A 16,342-nucleotide genomic window follows, 5' to 3' on the forward strand; every position below is an offset into this window, starting at 1 on the left:
CCCGCTGATCAGACAAGGACCCACCGATGACCGACCAGCCCCCGTACTACCGCGACCAGCAGGTGACCCTCCTCCTCGGCGACGCCCTCGACACCCTGCGCACCCTGCCCGATGGCGCGGTCGACTGCATTGTCACCAGCCCGCCCTACTTCGGGCTCCGCGACTACGGCACGCCCGGCCAGTACGGGCTGGAGGCGACGCCCGCGGCCTACGTCGAGACGATGCGCGTCCTGTTCGCCGAGGCGCGCCGGGTGCTCGCCGACGACGGGACGCTGTGGCTCAACCTCGGCGACAGCTACGCGTATCCGCCCGGCTCCACCCACAGGCAGGGCCAGACCGGGCAGCGGAAGGACTGCACCTTCACTGCCGAGACGATCCGTGGCACCACGGCGCTGCCCACCAAGAACCTGATCGGTATCCCGTGGCGCGCCGCGTTCGCCCTCCAGGACGACGGATGGATCCTGCGCAACGAGGTCATCTGGTACAAGCACAACGCCATGCCGGAGTCCGTCACGGACCGGCTGTCCTCACGGCACGAGCACCTGTTCCTGCTGACGAAGGCCTCGAGGTACAGCTTCGACCTCGACGCCATCCGCGAGCCCCACAGCATGCGACCGCAGCGCAGGCCTCGAGGTCACAAGGAGCGGCAGCGCCTCGGCGTGTTGCCGGCACAGACGCACTCCACCTCGCAGCGGGACGAGCCCGGAGTCGACGGGCACCCGCTCGGCCGAAACCCCGGAGACGTCTGGGACATCACCACGAAGCCGTACCCCGCAGCTCACTTCGCCGTGTTCCCCATCGAGCTTCCGCTCCGCTGCATCAAGGCCGGCTGCCGACCGGGCGGGACCGTCCTCGACCCGTTCTCCGGGTCCGGCACCACAGGCGCAGCAGCCCGGCAGCTCGGCCGCAAGTACATCGGCATCGACCTGAACCCGGACTACCACGACCTGGCCCGCGAGCGGTTCGCGCAGGGCGTGCTCGACCTGCCCGCATGACCACCAGCACGGCCGCCCCTGCTCGTAACAGGGGCGGCCGCACCCAGCACGATCCCACACCGATCAAGGAGCAGCACATGCCCACCGTCGAACTCACCACTGCCACCGGCACCCTCACCGTCGAGGCCACCGAGCCCGTACCCGGCTTGCGTGTCTACGAGGTCCCTGCCGCACACGCCCCACTGCCGCAGTACCCGTGGGTCCTCGCTCACCACGAGGGCCGCACCCTCGGCCTGTTCACCACCGCCTACGACGCGAACGGTGCCGCAGCCGCGGTCGCGTCGATGGCCGACTGGACCCGCGGCGCGATGACAGCCGCGAACGAGATCTCGTTCGGCGGTCACGCCGAACGGTTCGGCCTGGCCCTCATCGCCCACGGCTGCGCCCCCACCTCCAAGTGACCTGGAAGGACACGACCATGACCGACCGCCTGTACACCGACGAAGACCTCCGCGACGAAGCCGCCCGCCAGCACGCCATGTCCACAGACGACCCGGACTTCATGGGCATCGGGGAGCGCATGGACCGCGCGTTCATCGACTCCACCGTCACCGACCGCGAAGTTGTCAACGGCACCACTTGGGGGATGCTCACCCCGCACGACTTCAACGCGGCGCAGCGCGGCATCAACCGCCTCCTCACCAGCGCAGCTGACGTGTCCGCCTGGGCCGTCAACCTCGGCGCCGACGGCCTCGAGCCCAGCACCGAGGACGACATCACCCTCACCGCTGGTGAGAAGCCGATCGCCCGCATCCACTTCGCGTTCGACCCCGAGATGCCCGAGGACGCGCGCGCCCACCTCGTCGAAGGCGTCGCCGACGCCATCAACGACGCTGGCGTCGAGCGGGAGGACGACGTCGACGAGCACGGCGACTCCGACGCCGACGTCTTCGATCTGATCTCCGAGATCGCCTCCAGCCTCCGCGACGCCACTGACAGCGGCGAGTACCACGCCGTCGGCCTGATCTACGACCTCGCCAACGGCCGGACCACGGTCGCCGAGGCGCGCGCCGAGCTGGCAGACATCGAGTTCGGCCACGTGTGACAGCACCGGCGCCCCGCAGTCGAAGTGCGGGGCGCCGGCCCGCCCATCATCCACCACCCCGAGCACGAGGGAGCAGAACCGTGACCACCCGCCCGATCCGCACCAACCGAATGCTGTGCGGCCGGCAGCGCCGCTCCAAGAAGCGCACCCTGTACGCCGCCCAGGACGGCCGCTGTGCCACCTGCGCCACGGCCCTCGAACCGGCCGCCCTGATCCTCAAGAACAAGATCCACCGCAAGGCCGGGGGCACCAACACGCTCGCCAACCTCCACCTCATTTGCCACCACTGCAACACCCACGGCACCCGCAAGTCGGGGAGCGCCTCGTGAACCGGCACCAGCAGATGTGCCCGCACTGCCGGGCCAAGGCCGCTGGCGCCGACACCGTGGACACGGTCGAGGCGCAGGAGCTTGAGCTCCCGGCGGAGCCGACCCCGATCCGCGTCCACAACGGGGACATGCCGCCGTTCGACTGCACCCTCCACCCCGACGGCACGTTGACCGCGGTCCTCGGCGGGGAGCAGCGCCGCAACGCCCTGACGTTCGCGGAGATGCGCGAACGGAACTGGGCCACCGCGCACTTCGAGATCAAGCCCGGCCCGCTGCCCGAGCTGGTGGAGGCCGCGGTCGTCGTGCAGGACGCGATTCCACTCCCCACGCCATGAACCACAGCACGGCCGCCGCTGTTCGAGTCAGCGGCGGCCGGCACCCCACCCTCCCACGAACCACGGAGCACTCGATGCCTGACCGCTCGACCATCCGTATCACCGTCGACCTCCCCGCCGTCGACATCGACCCCACCGACGACGGAGGCCGCGACACCGACGGCGCGCCCAACGGCCTGCCCGACTGCCCCCACTGCCGCACCGAGTACGACGACCGCATGGCCCGCACCGCCGACGGCCTCGTCCACGAACGCTGCCTCAAGGCCTGGATCGGCCGCCGCGGCGAACGGAACGCCTGGAAGATCCTCGCCGCCGAGATCGCCCGGCATCCGTCCCGCCAGTCCGCGGCCACCGTGCGCGCCGTGATCCACGCGCTCCTCAACATGCAGCCCACCGCCTGACCTGACCGCGCCCCGGGGCCGTCACGCCGACGGCCCCGGCCGACCCCCGGGAGCAGCAGTGTCCGGACCGCCCTGCGGCAACAACCCCCGCTACCAGCTCAGCCCCGGCGACCGCCAGGCCGTCGCCGAGTTCACGGCCTACCTCGCCGCCCGCAAACAGGAGCCCCGCATGACCGAGACCAACCCGGCCGCCGAAGCCGACCGCTGGAACGCCCGCTACCCCATCGGCACCCCCGTCACCGCCTACCCCGGCGTCCGGCCCGACGATGGCGACGGCGAACGTCTCGACACCAAGACGCGCAGCGAAGCCGAAGTCCTTGGCGGCCACACCGCGGTCGTCTGGGTCGACGGGCACGACGCCTGCATCGCCCTCACCCACGTCGACCCCGTCCAGTCGGCCGACACGTACACGCCGCCCGCGCCGTACCGGCGTTCCGACGGAGCGCTCTGCTGCGCGCACGCCACGCCAGTTGGTCCCGGTTCGTGTGAGCACTGCTGGGACCTCGTGAAGTGGGACGCACTGGTCACCGACCCGAACGCCACCGACTGACCCATCGCCACCGGGGCCGTCCACCGCGGCGGCCCCACCCGACCTCGACCGGAGTGACCATGACCGACCCGTCCCTGTACCTGCCCCGCATCCAGCAGGCCTGGGCCAACGCCGACGACGCCGCCGACCGCTTCGCCGCGAACGGCATGCCGTCCGACCGGCTCCGCAACATCATCGAAGGCAAGCAGCGGCCCAACACCCTCGACATGGCGTTGATTGCCGAGGCCTGCCAGGTGAGCGTCGACTGGCTGCTGTACGGCACCGAACCGCGCCCGGCGCGTATCCCAGACCACACGGTCAACGAGGAGCAGCCGGCCGACGATGAGCCCGCTGCGGCCCCGCCTACCGATCTCCTGACCGCCGCGGCCGACGCGATCCGCTCCGCCGTCTGCACGGGCGACGGCTGCGAGGACACAGAGGACGACTGCGCACGGAAGCGGGTCCAGCCCTGCGTGTGGGAGCACGGCGTCCTGACCGAAGTGCTCGGCACCCCGGAGGTGCTGGCCGCGGCCGCCCTGTCCGTGCTGCCCGCCGCCGACCCGGCCAGGACATGACCGACCCGTACTTCCTCGCCGCGTTCGCCGCCGAAGACGCACACCGCGTCCTCGACCACGTGGCCGCGAAAGGAGCAGCGACATGACCGCGGTCCTCCTCTTCGAAGCCATCGACACCGCGCTCGCCATCCTCAACGCCATCGTCGCCTGGATCGCCGTCCTGGCCTTCCTCGCCACCGTCGTGCTCTACACCCTGATCCTCACCGGCGCCTGGATCCGGCGAGGCGTCAGACGACGCCCGTCGTGGCGCCGCGGCCGACTCCGCGCCCGCCGCTACGCCCGAGCCACGCACAAGCGGCCCAGCAGACGCACGGCCACCTGGAGGCACGCCCAGCCGCGCAGCTACGAGGAGGCCGCATGACCCAGTACCGAATCCTCGTCACCGGCAGCCGCGATTGGGACGACCGGCGCACCGTCTGGCAGGCCATCGCCTCCACCGTCATGGCCAGCGCGCCCAGCACCGCCACGATCGTCGTCGTCCACGGCGACTGCCCCGACGGCGCCGACGCACACGCCGCGGCCTGGGCCGCCGCCGCACAAGGAGACAACCGGCGCCCCGTCATCGAGGAGGGCCACCCCGCGGACTGGCGCCCCGGCGGGGTCTTCGACCGGGCGGCCGGCTTCCGACGCAACGCCGAGATGGTCAACGCCGGGGCCGACGCCTGCCTCGCGTTCCTCGCACCGTGCAGCAAGCCGAGCTGCACGGAGCTCAAGCCGCACCCGAGCCACGGCACGGCCCACTGCGCAGAGCTCGCCGAGCAGGCCGGGATCCCCACCCGCAGGTACACCGCATGAGCACCCACCAACTCGACGTCCCGGAACTCCACCTCCGCCTCGACATCAAGCGGCGAGCCGATGGCCTCACCTGGCGCCAGGTCGCCGCTCAACTCGACCTGTCCGCCTCGACCCTGTCCCGCCTCGCCGACGGCCGCAGACCGGACGCCGATGCACTCGTGACCCTGCTCGTCTGGCTCGACCTTGACGATGCAGCCTCCTTCGTGATCAAGCCCAAGGACCAGCCGTGACCAATCTCCCCGCCCGCGCCCGCATGGTGGCCCACCTTCAGCAAGCCGGCCTCAGCACCGCCCGAGCCGAAGCCAACCTCGACGCCTACGCCCACGAGCTCGCCGAGCAGCAGCGCGAGCACCTCCGCCAGGACGGCTACGAACCCGACTGCGTCTGCGAGGGGTGCAGTGCCTGCCTCGCCCGCGACTACATCGACCTCATCGACCCGAAAGTGCAGGACACCAGCCGTGACCACAGCAGTTGACTTCGACGGCGTCATCCACACCTACGACCGAGGCTGGGCCGACGGCACCATCTACGGCGACTGGAAACCCGACGCCCTCGCCGGACTCCTCACCCTGCTGGAACGCGACGCCGTATTCATCCACACCACCCGCAACCCCCACCAGGTCGCCCGCTGGATCGAGCGCACCTCCGGCCACAACATCGACTGCACCACCCGCCTGCCCCGCACCTGGTACGGACGCCGCAAGCCCTTCTGGAACACGCGCGGCCTGCTGCTCGTCACCGACCGGAAACTGGCCGCCACGGTCTACATCGACGACCGGGCGCACCGGTTCGAGGACTGGGCATCGACGATGGTCGCCCTCGGCGAGCCGGCCGAGCACTGGCCCGCCGCCCGGCGCGGCCTGTGCGACGCCGAGTCCGTCGGAGGCGACAGGTGCGACCGGCCCACGGACCACCGGCAGCACTCCTTCGAGGCCAACGATCCGGTTCGTGCCGCGATCCGGAAAGCGCGCGGCGACGACTGGGCACCGCAGACGCCGATCAGGTTCGGGCCCTGCGGCGAGGACCCGGACGGAGACGAGCAGCCATGACTGCTGCTCCGCCCGGCGACCGCGACCCCAACTGGCGCGATGCCCCGGCCGCGCTCGAAGCCCTCTGCGATCGCGGAGCCGAACTCCTCCACAGAGCCACCAGCCCCGACCGCGACACCACCACGCTCGAACCGCCCGAGGAGTACCTGTGACCGACGCCCAGCTCAACCCCCGCCCCATGGTCGGCGTCGGCATGCCGGCCGCCCTCCACCTCGACGCGTTCGCCCGCGAGATCACCGACGCCTTCGACGCCGTCCCCTACCTCGTCGGATCGGCCGCCGTCGGCAAAAAGTGGCGGGACGTCGACGTCCGCCTGATCCTGGCCGACGACGAGTTCGACGCCCTGTTCCCGCCGGTCGCCCACGGCCAGCCCGACGGGCGCTGGGATCTGCTCTGTGCAGCCATCAGCGAACTCGCCCGGCAGCGCACCGGACTTCCCGTCGACTTTCAGATCCAGCGCCAGTCCTACGCCAACGACCGTTTCCCGGGGCCGCGTCACGCCCTCGGCCTGCACGACAGGAACGGCCAGTGACCGGCCCGTCGCCCAAGCCCCGCGCTCTCACCGTCCGGCAGCGCGAGATCCTCCTCCTCGCAGCCGCCGGCCACACCGGCAAACAGATCGCCCGCATCCTCGGCGTCCGCAGCAGCAGCACCATCACCTACCACCTGACCAACGCATACCGGGCTCTCGGCGCCAAGGACGCCGCGCACGCTGTCGCACTGGCCATCCACCACGGGCACATCACTCTCGCCGAACTCGCCCGCATCGCAGGCATGGAGACCGCCGCATGACCGCACAGACCGAGCAGGACTTCGACGGCTGTCACAGCGCGTGCCGCGGCAAGGGCGCCCACACGCTCATCTGGGGCGGCTGCGAACACGCGGCCCGGCCGGAGCCCACCGTCAGCATGTCCGTCGTCTACCAGGACACCGACGGTCAGCCGTCGATCGGCTTCGACGAGTACACCGTCCGGCAGCTCGCCGACCTCATCGAGCCTGCTCTGCGCGCGGTCGCTATCCGGCTCGGCCCGAACGCGCTCGCCATGCTCCAACGCGGCGAACCCGTCGGCCTGTCCGGCGGCGAGTACGCCGACCTCGCCCGCCAGGCCGCGCACGCGATCGTCCACCGGAACGAGCAGGAGACCCCCGCATGACCACAGCCCAATTCGCAGCCACCTACGCCGCTCTCACCGCAGCCCACGAGGTCGGCGACCACTGGATTCAGACGGACGAGCTCGCCGTCCACAAGGGCAGAGCCAACAGCAACGGCGCCAAGGCGTGCACCGAGCACGTCCTCACCTACACCGCCACCCAAGCCGCGGCCCTCTACGCCGTGCAGCGCGCCACCGGGATGCGCCTGTCCTGGCGCCGGGCCGCTCTCGCACTCGCTGTGTCCGCAGCCACCCACTACATCGCTGACCGACAGGGCGGCCACTGGCAGGACGAGCACCCGCGAGGCATCGTCCGCGTCGCCGCCGCCACCGGACACGCAGGGTGGCTCCAACGCGACCCGCACGCCGGCTATCTCATGGACCAGGCCTGGCACAAGGGCTGGATCCTCATCGCAGCCCTGATCGCGGCAGGAGGTGAGCAGCGATGACCGACATGATTCGCGCCCCGTGGACGCCCGAACAGGTCGCCGCGCTCAACGCCTTCCAGGCGCACAGCGGCATGCATCCGTTCACCTGCGGCAACGACCACGCCACACCGGACCTGCACCTCGTCGCCCACGAGGACGGTTGGCACTGCTGGCTCCCCAACTGTCACTACCGGCAAGACTGGGCCCACGCCTTCATGGCCGACCCGAACACCTGGCCTCAGCCCCTGTCTGCGGCCAGGCCGTGTCCAGCGTGCCGGCGCGCCGACCAAGCCGGACTCGCACCCAGCGAGCAGCACCCCGGCTGCGTAAATCCGAAGCATTGACCCCCGCGGCACCCGCACGGTGGCCCTGCCGCGCTCCACCTCCGCCCCGCCCTCACCGAGGTGCGGGGCGGCCGTGTGCTTGGAGGCTCGCGGCGCGCCTGGCACCGCCCGCCCCGAATCGGCGGTGCAGCCGAAGCATCAAAATTCAGCCAGGGACCACGCCTGGCCGACCACCGACTTGCCCCTCAACGTGCCCCCGATACACTGGACAAAAATAGGCTCCACAATCTATACAGAGCCTTCTGAGCTGCAAAAACACAACACAAGTAGGGGACGCCGGTGCGGTCATACGAGGAGTCACACCCATGGATCAACTTCCTCCTAGACCTGAAGCAGCTTGACCACAAGTGCTGGATGCTCGTCGGCGAAGCCGTCTCCAAGCTCGACCACATCGCCGGCGTCCCCCTCCAGCCGTCAGTCGCCGCCGAGCTCAACCGGATCTACCTGACCAAAGGCGCCCACGCGACCACCCAGATCGAGGGCAACACCCTGTCCGAGAAGCAGGTGCGCCAGCGCGTCGACCACGAACTCGACCTCCCCCCGTCACAGGAATACCTGGGGCAGGAAGTTGACAACGTGATCAAGGGCTACAACCTGATCATTGACGACGTCCTGGAGAAGCGCTCCCTTCACCTGACGGTCGAGCGCATCCAAAAGTTCAACGAGATCGTCCTCGAAGGACTCACCGACACCGAAGGCCAAGCTGGCCAGATCCGGACCACCAGCGTGGTCGTCGGGGCGCACTACCGCGGGGCCCCCGCTGAAGACTGCGCGTACCTGCTGGACCGCCTCTGCCACTGGCTCGAAGACCTGCGCACCGAGACGCTGGGCACCATCTATGAGAAGCCCGTCGCAGTCCTGTCAGCGATTCTGGCCCACCTCTACGTCGCCTGGATCCACCCCTTCGAGGACGGCAACGGCCGAACCGCCCGCCTCGTCGAATTCCAGCTACTGGTTCGCTCCGGTGCGCCGACGGTCGCTGCGCACGTGCTGGCCGACCACTACAACAAGACGCGCAGCGCCTACTACCGTGAGCTGCGACGTACGAGCGAGGTCACGCCGCACAACGTCAACGCTTTCATCGCATACGCCCTGCAGGGCCTGGTCGACGGGCTTCGTCAGCAGATCGAAGAGATCCAGGCACAGCAGCTCGGCGTGACGTGGGTCAACTTCGTCCATGCCGCCTTCCGGGACAAGCACACGCCCGCCTGCGCGCGTCAACGTCTGCTCGTGCTCAGCCTCCCGGTGGCTGAGTCGACGCCGAAAGCGTCCATTCGCGAGCTGACACCCCAGCTGGCCTTGGCCTACGCTGGCAAGCAGGACAAGGCTGTGACACGAGATGTGAACGCGCTGGAGGCGATGGGGCTTCTGGCCAAGGGCAAGCAGGGTGTCGTGACGACCGTTCGGCCCCGCGTTAACCGGCTTCGGGCTTTCATGCCGCTCGTCGCGAACGACTAGAAGGCCAGCGCCGTCGGGCGCACCGCTTGATCCCGCAGACGGAAGGTCCCTGCCGGCTTCCCAACGGCAGGGGCCTTCGCCTTGTCTGGCTACTCGGCGGGGTCCTCGGTCTCGTGCCGGACCGCCTTCTTCACGGCCATCTCGACGCTCATCCGGTTCTCCCCGGTTGCCTTCGCATGTGCGGTGATGGCGCCCTGCACTGCGGCGGATGCCTCCCGCCACCGCTTCCACTGCGCGTTGTGCTCGGCGTCGGCGAGCCCGGCCATCCGGGCGCGCGCTTCTTCAGCGTCGCGTTCGAGGTTGATCAGATCATCGGGGAGGTCCACGGCGATGATCTTAAGTGGGCGGCAGAGAGCCCCCACCACGGCGCGCGGCAGGGGCTCGGGCGTGGGGTGTCAGCCCCAGGCGGCGTCACTCACGGACGCCACTTCTCCCGGTAGCCGGGGCGGTCAGCGTAGGGCAGGGCGAGCAGGCGCAGCGTGGGGCATGGCGGTTCGTGCTCACAGTTCGAGCAGAACAGTTCACTGGCACCCTCGCTGTGCAGGGTGACCAACTGCCGCTTCGCTTCGATCTCGCGCACCACCCGAGCCGGATCGTGCTCGGCGATGTGGGCAGCAATGGCAAAGGGCACGCTTTCCTCCTCGCCGAGGAGTGCTTCGTTGGCCTCGGAGTGGAGGCTGCCGAGATTGTCCTCAAACGGTCCCTTCGCAACCCACCTCCCGTCCTTGCAGAACTCGGCGTCGCAGGCCTCCGTCACGAGCCGCTGGTCCTCGTCGAGCTGCTCGCCGAACCACTGCACGAGGTCATCCATCATTGGCCTCCGTCATCGCCTGGTCCAGGCGGCCCCGGAGCCCGTTCACCGCGGCGGTGCCCAGGTCAGAGAGCAGCTGTGGGTCCAGCCCGAGTTCCGCCGTCCGACACCCCTCGACCACCCCCCGCATCACCTCGAAGGCCAAGTCGAGCCACTGCTTCTCGGTCAGGTAGTCGGGCTTGGTGACTGGCAGTTCTAACGTTCGCGACATGGCCGCTCCTTCGTCTCGTGAGGCGAGGTCGGTCCGCTTGCCCGGCTGCTGTTCGTAGGTAGGCATCAGGACAGTGTGACGAAGTACCGGGTGCCCGACCCAACGCCCTGCCGTTCTACCCTGCCTGCGGAAGCCAGCCGTCGAAGTGCGCGATGCACCGTGTTGGTCGACACGCCGAAGCGGTTGACCAGCTCGGCGACACGGGGGAGTTGGTTGCCGCAGCGCAGTCGCCCAGCCGTCACGTCGGCCGTCAGGGTCTCAGCGACGGCTTGGTCCATGTTCCGCCAGGGGCGCCCCGGTGGGCGGAACCCGCCGCCGGTGGCCTCGTGGAAGCGCTGCATGTTCACCATCGGACACGGCGTCTCCCCAGGCGCCTGTTCACGAAGAGGCGACGGCGCACCGCCCGAGTTGTACAACGGGGCTTGGGTGCGGATGACGCGCAGCTCGGCCGCCGCCGCAACGTCCCGCCCAGTGAGCCAGTCGACGCTGACGCGTGCCGCGCGCGGCCACCACGATGTCGCCGCGTACTGCCGATGCCGCGCCCACCGCGTCTTGGGATCGTCCGTAATGCCGACGTAGAGCAGCCGGTCCACGTCGTCGAAGAACTGATAGAGCGCCGTCTGTCCCGGCCGGGCGGCGGGGGCGGCGATGCGGTCGTTCGCTACGCTCAAGGGAGCGCCTCTCTCTTGCTTGGGTCTGGCTGCTTCGCGGCCGGGCGGTCTTTCACACCGCTCGGCCGTATCTACTTCTCCGACGCGTCGTCAGTCTTCTTCGGCGGGCGCTTACTTCCGCGTAGCCCCTTGCCGATCTGCTGCGCACGCTCCGGCGTCACCTCGCCGATGATGCTGGCGATCTCGGGCCACGTCTTCTGCTGCTCGTCTCGCAGCTCCCGCACGCTGGCCTGCCGAAGCTCACGCAGTCGCGCGTGATACGTGGGCCAGTCCTTCAGTGCCTGCGAGACAGCGGTGGTGCGCGCGGCCGGGTCTTCGATGGCTTCGAACGCCGCAAGAGCTTCCAACAGCCTCTTCACCTCCTCGGATTGTTCCGTCACGCCGGGCTCTCCTTTCCTGCCCGAGAGCACGACCGGACAACACAAACCCTAGGGCTTGCGCTGCTCCCTGGGCAAGCCCTAGGGTTTGGCTCGTGAGGTCGGGCGCACTCCTCGATCTCGCACCAACAGAACGGCCCGGACAGGAGCAGCAACTCCTGTCCGGGCCGGCCGAATCCCCTGAGCTACCAGGAGAAACAGCCGTGGACCACCGTACCGATCAGACCGGGGAGCAGCACAGCCCCACGGGCGAGGCCACCCTCCGCGCCCTCCTCATCACGATGGCCGACCGCCTCAAGGGTGAGGTCCCGGGCGACCCGATGATCGAAGCGCACCGCCTCGACCTCGCCCGCGAACTCGCCGGCCGGGACACCGACCTGCGGGACGCGCTCCTTGCCCGCACCGTCCACGTCGCACCCGACGCCACCCGCGGCGAGTACGCGGGCGTCCTCCTCGCCGTCGCCGACACCCTCGACCTCCCCGCCCGGTACGCCGCCGCTGTGCAGAAGTGCCGCGACATCGCGCAGCAGGTCGGCGTGAAGAACTGCGACGACAGCGCCGAGTGGCGCGCCGCCGAAATCGCGGCCAACGAGCTGTGGACCAAGGCTCGCGAAGCCGGACACACCACCGCCACGCTCATGGCCACCAGCGCGATCAAGGCCGACGGCTGATGGGCTGGCTGGATCGCATCCTCGGCGACGACCGCCAACGCGCCAAGACCCAGTACGCCGGCCGCGAGTCCGCCAGCGACAGCGCCGCCCGCTCCCGCCGTAACGGCCACCGCAACCGAGGCGCCGCCCGCGCTGCCCGCAGAGGCCAGGACTGGGAGACCGCGGACCGCGACCGCGAGACCGGCCGCCGCACCCCCCGCTGACCACACCGCCCGCCGCCCTCTCGCGACCTTCCCCGCGAGAGGGCGGCCCCATCTCCAGCCACCCGGAGACCACCGTGAAGACCCGCCGCATCACCCGCGAGCGCCTCGTCCCCCACACCGTCGACGGCAAGACCCGCATGGTCCCCGACGACGAGCACATCGACCTCCCCGTGCCGCCCCGCGACTGGGACCAGATCGGCCTCAACGTCGTCACCGGCATCGTCGCCCTCGCCCTCCTCGGCTGCATGGGCTTCTCCACCGCCTCCATCGGCGACCTCCTCGCCCGCGTCACCCCGGCGCCCGCCGCGTACGGAGCAGCAGCCCTGTTCGACCTGGCGTGGATCGGCTGCTCCATCATCGAGTGGCTCGCCCGCTACGCCCCCGCCCGTGCGGCCAAGGCGCGCGCTGGCGGGTACCTCGCGCTCGCCGTCGCCATGGGTGCGGTCGCGTCGCACGGCTGGATCGTCGGGGGCGTCGCCACGGGCCTCGTCGGCGCCGCGGCGTCCGGCCTCGCGAAGGGGCTGTGGGCGATCGTCCTCGATTACCAGGCCGCGCCGCTGTCGAAGCGGGATGCCGCGTACTTCGAGCAGGAGCTGTCCGAGGCCGCGGTCGAGCTGGCCCGCATCCCCGTCCGGCGGCGCGTCATCCGCGCCCGCGCATTGGTCGAGGGGGAGCGACGGGCTCTGGAGACGGACAGCGGATCGACCGGATCCGCTGATCCGGACCAGTCCGGACAGGCCGCGGACGATCCGGACGCGACCATCCTGACCCTCGACCCCAACGCGCTGACCACCAAGGACGCCGTCCGGATCGCCTGGGACGCCGATATCCGCGAACGCGACGCCGTCGTCCGCTACGTCAGCAAGGCCATGGGCAAGGCGGCATCCCCGGACACCGTCGACCGCTACCTCCGCGCGCTGAAGGTGGCCGGCTGATGACCTCCGCGGCCGGGCTGTGCCTCGCCCTCATCTGCATCGCCATCGTCGCCGCCGGGCTCGGCCTCGCCGCCGCAACCTGGCGGCCCGCCCTGCGCCACGTGGCCACCGTCGTCCTCCTCGCGGCCGGGCTCGTCGTCGGCGCCACCGGGATCGTCGCCGCCGCCGTCCACCAGCTCGCCGCCGTCCTGCCGTAGGAGCCCGTCATGCTGCTCACCGCGCTCGTCCTCGCAGCGCTCACCCCGGGCGTCGTCACCGGGTGGCGCGTGTACCGCCGTCGCGGCTGGCCCAGAGCGATCCTCGCCGGAGCCGGCGTCACCGTCGGCGTGGCCGGGCTCGCGCTCCTCAGCCTGATCATGTCGGCGCCGCTCGCCTCTGTCCTCGCCGCACTGTCCGCGGTCGCCGCCCTGAACGCGTACGACCGCGGGCGGCTGCTCCTCGCGACGCTGTGGGTGACGACGATGGCGGTCTGCATCTGGTGCGCGGGGTGGGCCCGGTGAGCGAGCCGATCTTTCCGACCCGGGTCATCCCCGCCGGTGAGCCGCTTCCGTTGCCCGCGCCGCCGCCGGCCCCGCCGCCGCGCCCGCCCGGACCGCCGGGTCTCGCGGATCCGGATCCGGACTGGTGGCGTGGCGGATCCGGACGGTCCGGACCGCCCCCATCCGTCGTGGTCCATCAGCACTTCTACGCGGCCGAACCCGCAGGTGGACCGCTGTCCGTGCCGGATCCGGATCCGGGACCGCGCTGGTGGCAGCGGATCCGGATCGGCTACAACGCCGGACTCGCCGTCATCTCCCTCACCCTCGCCGGGCCCTGGGCCCACGTCCTCGTGTCCGTCCGCGAGGAGGAGTCCCTCGCTGGCGCGTGGGTCATGGCGCTGGGCCCCCTGATCGTCCTGGCATTCGCGGACAACACCTACAGGGTCGCCGCCGCAGGAGCCGCCGACGACCTGTGGATCCCGAAGATCCGTGCCGCCGGAGCCCGACTCCTGCTGTGGGCCGCCGTCATCGGCACCGCGCTCGCCCTGCCCGTCACCACGCTCGTCTACGCACTGACCGGAGTCCACGCATGATCACGCTCGCTGCCGGAGCCGAGCAGTACACCACCAGCACCGTCACCACCGCCGGGTTCGCCCTCGGCCTGGCGCTCCTCGGCGCCGAGCACTGGCGCTGGTACAAAGGCGCCGCCACCCCGGCCCCTGCACCGTCCGGCAAGGGGAAAGGCGCAGCTCCCGCAGCCGCCGGCGGCCGCTCCCTCGACCCCAAGGCCATGATCCCGTACTGGTTCGGCCTCGCCTGCGGCATCCTCATGGTCGCCTGTCCCGCCGGACTCCTTGGCACCACCGCCGGCATCCTCCGCTGGGGCGGCAACGGCCTCGGCGGCACGGTCATGTCGACGCTCACCGGCAGGGACGCCACCGTCATGGCGACCGCAGCCGCGCCCGGCCTCGACGGATACGGGGCGGTCGTCGTCACCGCGCTCGCCATCAGCCTCTGGTTCCTGCGGAAGTCCATCGCGAAGGCCACCAAGGGCAAATGGAAGAAAGGCCTGTTCACCGGGGTGCTTCTCTGCATCAGCACCGGCACGGCCGCCTTCGTCGCGCAGACCGTTGTCGGCGGCGCCAACGACCTCGGCCAGTTCCTGCTGGGCCAGCTCGCGACCGGGACGATCCTGTGACCGCCCCGACCACGTGGGAGTGGCTGCGCACGGCCGCGGACCGTATCTCGATCGGCAGCCACCGCATCATCTCCCGCTCACTCGGACGGGTCATCCGAGGCGTGAGCGGCCGGTTCGGACGGTGGCCGTGGTGGGTGCAACTCGGCCTGGCCTACGTGGCGCTGCTCCGAGGCCCGGCGGTCCTGGCGGGCATCGGTGACCGCGCGCACGAGCGCGTCGCATCGGGCGCATGGAGCGGCGCGCTGACCGTTTCGACGGTGCTGTGGGTCATCGCCGCGTACCGGGTCGGCGGGCACGAGGAACCGCAGGACACCGAGCCGAGCGAGCCCGTCGAGGAACAGCCGGAGCCCGGCCCCGCACCGTCGCCGTCTGGTCCGGCGCCGGTCTCGCCGGTCGCGCTCGTCGCCGCAGTCCGCGACATCGGCACCCCCCACGCCCAGTTGAAGCCCCTCGCCGAGCACCTCGGCACGACCACAGACGCGGTGCGTGCCGCAGCGGGCGCGGTGGGCTGGCCGGTCAAGGACGTGCGGATGGAGGGCCGCTCCTCATCCGCGGGGCTGCGCTGGGACGACTGCCCCTCCCCGACCATCCTCCTGCCCTCGTCCAGTGTCGTCGGTGCAGGTCAGTCTGCCGACAACGACAACGACGACACCGAAGAGGGGCTGCCCGGAGAGGGGTTGCGTGTAGAAGACATCGGACAGGGCGGCCGCGTCATCCGCGACCCAGCCGACACCGTTCGGCACCACTCGCTGAAAGACCCGCGGGCGAGCTGACCGCCCTGCCACACTGGAGACTCCGCGCCGGGTAACGCCCGGCATTGACGAGGCCTCACCGCAATCCCCCCTTGCGGTGAGGCCTTCGCCATTCCCGCCCGTACCGCCGGCGGCCGCGGCTACGATCCCCGGCACGATCACGTCCTGGGGGGACACCATGCGCCGTACCACCACAGCCCTGCTCGCCGCCCTGCTGCTCGCCGGAGCCGCCGTCGGCTGCTCGAAGTCCGGCGACGAGAAAGCCCAGGACTGCGCCGCCGCGCTTACCGAGAGCACCGGAGGTAAGTCCGGGGACCAGCCGACCGTCACCGAGGCGAAGAAGCGGGTCGACGCCTTCGACAAGACACTCGCAGGCATGGTCCGTTCCGGGTACCAGAGCGTAGCCAGCGACGCGTTCGACGCGGTGGAGGAGAAGACCCGGGACGGCGAGAAGAACAAGCCGGACGCGTGCGGGCAGCTCAGCGACGACGACTACACGGCGCTGCTCGCGGCCCAGGCGATCGATGGTCTGGGGTGGACGGGCAAGGACGGACAGTTCGACAAGCTCAAGATGGTGCAGGGGCTGGGTAACTAGGACTG

General features: G+C 70.5%; 34 protein-coding genes. 29 read left to right on the forward strand and 5 right to left on the reverse strand.

What is annotated here, in order from left to right:
- Positions 1–26: 26 nt before the first annotated feature.
- The 20 genes from IO36_RS04520 (at position 27) to IO36_RS04610 (ending at position 9,434) form a co-directional block, all read left to right on the forward strand.
- Positions 27–995: a DNA-methyltransferase gene (locus IO36_RS04520; protein WP_037616358.1), complete on the forward strand. Its 969-nt coding sequence runs from the start codon at positions 27–29 to the stop codon at positions 993–995.
- A complete protein-coding gene (locus IO36_RS04525) occupies positions 992–1,396 on the forward strand; it encodes a hypothetical protein (protein WP_158997206.1) in 405 nt (134 codons plus the stop codon). The genes IO36_RS04520 and IO36_RS04525 overlap by 4 nt, the downstream gene beginning before the upstream one ends.
- Positions 1,397–1,413: 17 nt before the next feature.
- A complete protein-coding gene (locus IO36_RS04530) occupies positions 1,414–2,040 on the forward strand; it encodes a hypothetical protein (protein WP_063764823.1) in 627 nt (208 codons plus the stop codon).
- 80 nt (positions 2,041–2,120) lie between these two features.
- Positions 2,121–2,369 carry an HNH endonuclease gene (locus tag IO36_RS04535; protein ID WP_037616362.1) on the forward strand — a complete coding sequence of 83 codons (249 nt, stop codon included), beginning with the start codon at positions 2,121–2,123 and terminating at the stop codon, positions 2,367–2,369.
- Positions 2,366–2,704, forward strand: a complete 339-nt coding sequence (locus IO36_RS04540; protein ID WP_037616364.1) for a hypothetical protein — start codon at positions 2,366–2,368, stop codon at positions 2,702–2,704. Before IO36_RS04535 ends, IO36_RS04540 begins: the two co-directional genes overlap by 4 nt.
- Positions 2,705–2,778: 74 nt before the next feature.
- Positions 2,779–3,105, forward strand: a complete 327-nt coding sequence (locus tag IO36_RS04545; protein WP_245173119.1) for a hypothetical protein — start codon at positions 2,779–2,781, stop codon at positions 3,103–3,105.
- Between the two features lie 58 nt (positions 3,106–3,163).
- Positions 3,164–3,655 (forward strand): hypothetical protein, encoded by a 492-nt coding sequence (locus IO36_RS47635; RefSeq protein ID WP_063764824.1) that lies wholly within the window; start codon positions 3,164–3,166, stop codon positions 3,653–3,655.
- Between the two features lie 59 nt (positions 3,656–3,714).
- Positions 3,715–4,209 (forward strand): hypothetical protein, encoded by a 495-nt coding sequence (locus tag IO36_RS04555; protein ID WP_037616366.1) that lies wholly within the window; start codon positions 3,715–3,717, stop codon positions 4,207–4,209.
- Between the two features lie 82 nt (positions 4,210–4,291).
- The gene (locus tag IO36_RS46670) at positions 4,292–4,570 is read left to right on the forward strand and encodes a hypothetical protein (protein WP_037616367.1); all 279 of its coding nucleotides are present in this window, start codon (positions 4,292–4,294) and stop codon (positions 4,568–4,570) included.
- A complete protein-coding gene (locus IO36_RS04565) occupies positions 4,567–5,004 on the forward strand; it encodes an SLOG family protein (protein WP_037616369.1) in 438 nt (145 codons plus the stop codon). Before IO36_RS46670 ends, IO36_RS04565 begins: the two co-directional genes overlap by 4 nt.
- Positions 5,001–5,234, forward strand: a complete 234-nt coding sequence (locus IO36_RS04570; RefSeq protein WP_037616901.1) for a helix-turn-helix domain-containing protein — start codon at positions 5,001–5,003, stop codon at positions 5,232–5,234. The genes IO36_RS04565 and IO36_RS04570 overlap by 4 nt, the downstream gene beginning before the upstream one ends.
- On the forward strand, positions 5,231–5,479 hold the full coding sequence (locus IO36_RS04575) for a hypothetical protein (RefSeq protein ID WP_037616372.1): 249 nt from the start codon (positions 5,231–5,233) through the stop codon (positions 5,477–5,479). The genes IO36_RS04570 and IO36_RS04575 overlap by 4 nt, the downstream gene beginning before the upstream one ends.
- A complete protein-coding gene (locus tag IO36_RS04580) occupies positions 5,463–6,053 on the forward strand; it encodes a hypothetical protein (RefSeq protein ID WP_037616374.1) in 591 nt (196 codons plus the stop codon). Before IO36_RS04575 ends, IO36_RS04580 begins: the two co-directional genes overlap by 17 nt.
- A complete protein-coding gene (locus IO36_RS46675; RefSeq protein ID WP_158997208.1) occupies positions 6,050–6,205 on the forward strand; it encodes a hypothetical protein in 156 nt (51 codons plus the stop codon). The genes IO36_RS04580 and IO36_RS46675 overlap by 4 nt, the downstream gene beginning before the upstream one ends.
- A complete protein-coding gene (locus tag IO36_RS46680; RefSeq protein WP_051899992.1) occupies positions 6,202–6,585 on the forward strand; it encodes a hypothetical protein in 384 nt (127 codons plus the stop codon). Before IO36_RS46675 ends, IO36_RS46680 begins: the two co-directional genes overlap by 4 nt.
- The gene (locus IO36_RS46685; RefSeq protein WP_051899994.1) at positions 6,582–6,845 is read left to right on the forward strand and encodes a response regulator transcription factor; all 264 of its coding nucleotides are present in this window, start codon (positions 6,582–6,584) and stop codon (positions 6,843–6,845) included. The genes IO36_RS46680 and IO36_RS46685 overlap by 4 nt, the downstream gene beginning before the upstream one ends.
- Complete coding sequence (locus IO36_RS04595) at positions 6,842–7,207, forward strand: hypothetical protein (RefSeq protein WP_037616376.1); 366 nt, start codon at positions 6,842–6,844, stop codon at positions 7,205–7,207. Before IO36_RS46685 ends, IO36_RS04595 begins: the two co-directional genes overlap by 4 nt.
- On the forward strand, positions 7,204–7,653 hold the full coding sequence (locus IO36_RS04600) for a DUF3307 domain-containing protein (protein WP_037616377.1): 450 nt from the start codon (positions 7,204–7,206) through the stop codon (positions 7,651–7,653). The genes IO36_RS04595 and IO36_RS04600 overlap by 4 nt, the downstream gene beginning before the upstream one ends.
- On the forward strand, positions 7,650–7,976 hold the full coding sequence (locus tag IO36_RS04605) for a hypothetical protein (protein ID WP_037616379.1): 327 nt from the start codon (positions 7,650–7,652) through the stop codon (positions 7,974–7,976). The genes IO36_RS04600 and IO36_RS04605 overlap by 4 nt, the downstream gene beginning before the upstream one ends.
- Positions 7,977–8,330: 354 nt before the next feature.
- Positions 8,331–9,434: a Fic family protein gene (locus IO36_RS04610; RefSeq protein ID WP_051899996.1), complete on the forward strand. Its 1,104-nt coding sequence runs from the start codon at positions 8,331–8,333 to the stop codon at positions 9,432–9,434.
- A gap of 89 nt (positions 9,435–9,523) precedes the next feature.
- Here the strand turns inward: IO36_RS04610 and IO36_RS04615 are convergent, their stop codons facing one another.
- The 5 genes from IO36_RS04615 to IO36_RS04635 all read right to left on the reverse strand — a co-directional run bounded on the left by IO36_RS04615 (position 9,524) and on the right by IO36_RS04635 (position 11,507).
- Positions 9,524–9,760, reverse strand: coding sequence for a hypothetical protein (locus tag IO36_RS04615; protein ID WP_107065638.1), 237 nt, complete (start codon positions 9,758–9,760; stop codon positions 9,524–9,526).
- An 89-nt stretch (positions 9,761–9,849) separates the two neighbouring features.
- Positions 9,850–10,248 (reverse strand): DUF6221 family protein, encoded by a 399-nt coding sequence (locus IO36_RS42905; RefSeq protein ID WP_158997210.1) that lies wholly within the window; start codon positions 10,246–10,248, stop codon positions 9,850–9,852.
- Positions 10,238–10,522, reverse strand: a complete 285-nt coding sequence (locus tag IO36_RS04625) for a hypothetical protein (RefSeq protein WP_158997212.1) — start codon at positions 10,520–10,522, stop codon at positions 10,238–10,240. The genes IO36_RS42905 and IO36_RS04625 overlap by 11 nt, the downstream gene beginning before the upstream one ends.
- Positions 10,522–11,127, reverse strand: a complete 606-nt coding sequence (locus IO36_RS04630; protein WP_037616385.1) for a GntR family transcriptional regulator — start codon at positions 11,125–11,127, stop codon at positions 10,522–10,524. Before IO36_RS04630 ends, IO36_RS04625 begins: the two co-directional genes overlap by 1 nt.
- 71 nt (positions 11,128–11,198) lie before the next feature.
- Positions 11,199–11,507 carry a hypothetical protein gene (locus IO36_RS04635; RefSeq protein ID WP_245173120.1) on the reverse strand — a complete coding sequence of 103 codons (309 nt, stop codon included), beginning with the start codon at positions 11,505–11,507 and terminating at the stop codon, positions 11,199–11,201.
- A gap of 200 nt (positions 11,508–11,707) precedes the next feature.
- Between IO36_RS04635 and IO36_RS04640 the strand changes: the two genes are divergently transcribed.
- From IO36_RS04640 to IO36_RS04680, 9 genes are all read left to right on the forward strand, one after another.
- Positions 11,708–12,175 (forward strand): hypothetical protein, encoded by a 468-nt coding sequence (locus IO36_RS04640; protein WP_037616387.1) that lies wholly within the window; start codon positions 11,708–11,710, stop codon positions 12,173–12,175.
- Complete coding sequence (locus tag IO36_RS04645; RefSeq protein ID WP_037616389.1) at positions 12,175–12,378, forward strand: hypothetical protein; 204 nt, start codon at positions 12,175–12,177, stop codon at positions 12,376–12,378. The genes IO36_RS04640 and IO36_RS04645 overlap by 1 nt, the downstream gene beginning before the upstream one ends.
- Positions 12,379–12,452: 74 nt before the next feature.
- Complete coding sequence (locus IO36_RS04650) at positions 12,453–13,313, forward strand: hypothetical protein (RefSeq protein WP_037616391.1); 861 nt, start codon at positions 12,453–12,455, stop codon at positions 13,311–13,313.
- Complete coding sequence (locus IO36_RS04655; protein WP_037616393.1) at positions 13,313–13,510, forward strand: hypothetical protein; 198 nt, start codon at positions 13,313–13,315, stop codon at positions 13,508–13,510. Before IO36_RS04650 ends, IO36_RS04655 begins: the two co-directional genes overlap by 1 nt.
- 9 nt (positions 13,511–13,519) lie before the next feature.
- Positions 13,520–13,813 carry a hypothetical protein gene (locus IO36_RS04660; RefSeq protein ID WP_037616395.1) on the forward strand — a complete coding sequence of 98 codons (294 nt, stop codon included), beginning with the start codon at positions 13,520–13,522 and terminating at the stop codon, positions 13,811–13,813.
- 167 nt (positions 13,814–13,980) lie between these two features.
- Positions 13,981–14,385 carry a hypothetical protein gene (locus IO36_RS04665; RefSeq protein WP_037616397.1) on the forward strand — a complete coding sequence of 135 codons (405 nt, stop codon included), beginning with the start codon at positions 13,981–13,983 and terminating at the stop codon, positions 14,383–14,385.
- Complete coding sequence (locus IO36_RS04670) at positions 14,382–14,990, forward strand: hypothetical protein (protein WP_037616398.1); 609 nt, start codon at positions 14,382–14,384, stop codon at positions 14,988–14,990. The genes IO36_RS04665 and IO36_RS04670 overlap by 4 nt, the downstream gene beginning before the upstream one ends.
- A complete protein-coding gene (locus IO36_RS04675; protein WP_037616400.1) occupies positions 14,987–15,763 on the forward strand; it encodes a hypothetical protein in 777 nt (258 codons plus the stop codon). The genes IO36_RS04670 and IO36_RS04675 overlap by 4 nt, the downstream gene beginning before the upstream one ends.
- A gap of 157 nt (positions 15,764–15,920) precedes the next feature.
- Positions 15,921–16,337 (forward strand): hypothetical protein, encoded by a 417-nt coding sequence (locus IO36_RS04680; protein WP_037616402.1) that lies wholly within the window; start codon positions 15,921–15,923, stop codon positions 16,335–16,337.
- Positions 16,338–16,342 lie beyond the last annotated feature (5 nt).

It is taken from the genome of Streptomyces aureus (genome assembly GCF_000725495.1).
GTDB classification, from domain to species: Bacteria; Actinomycetota; Actinomycetes; order Streptomycetales; family Streptomycetaceae; genus Streptomyces; species Streptomyces aureus_B.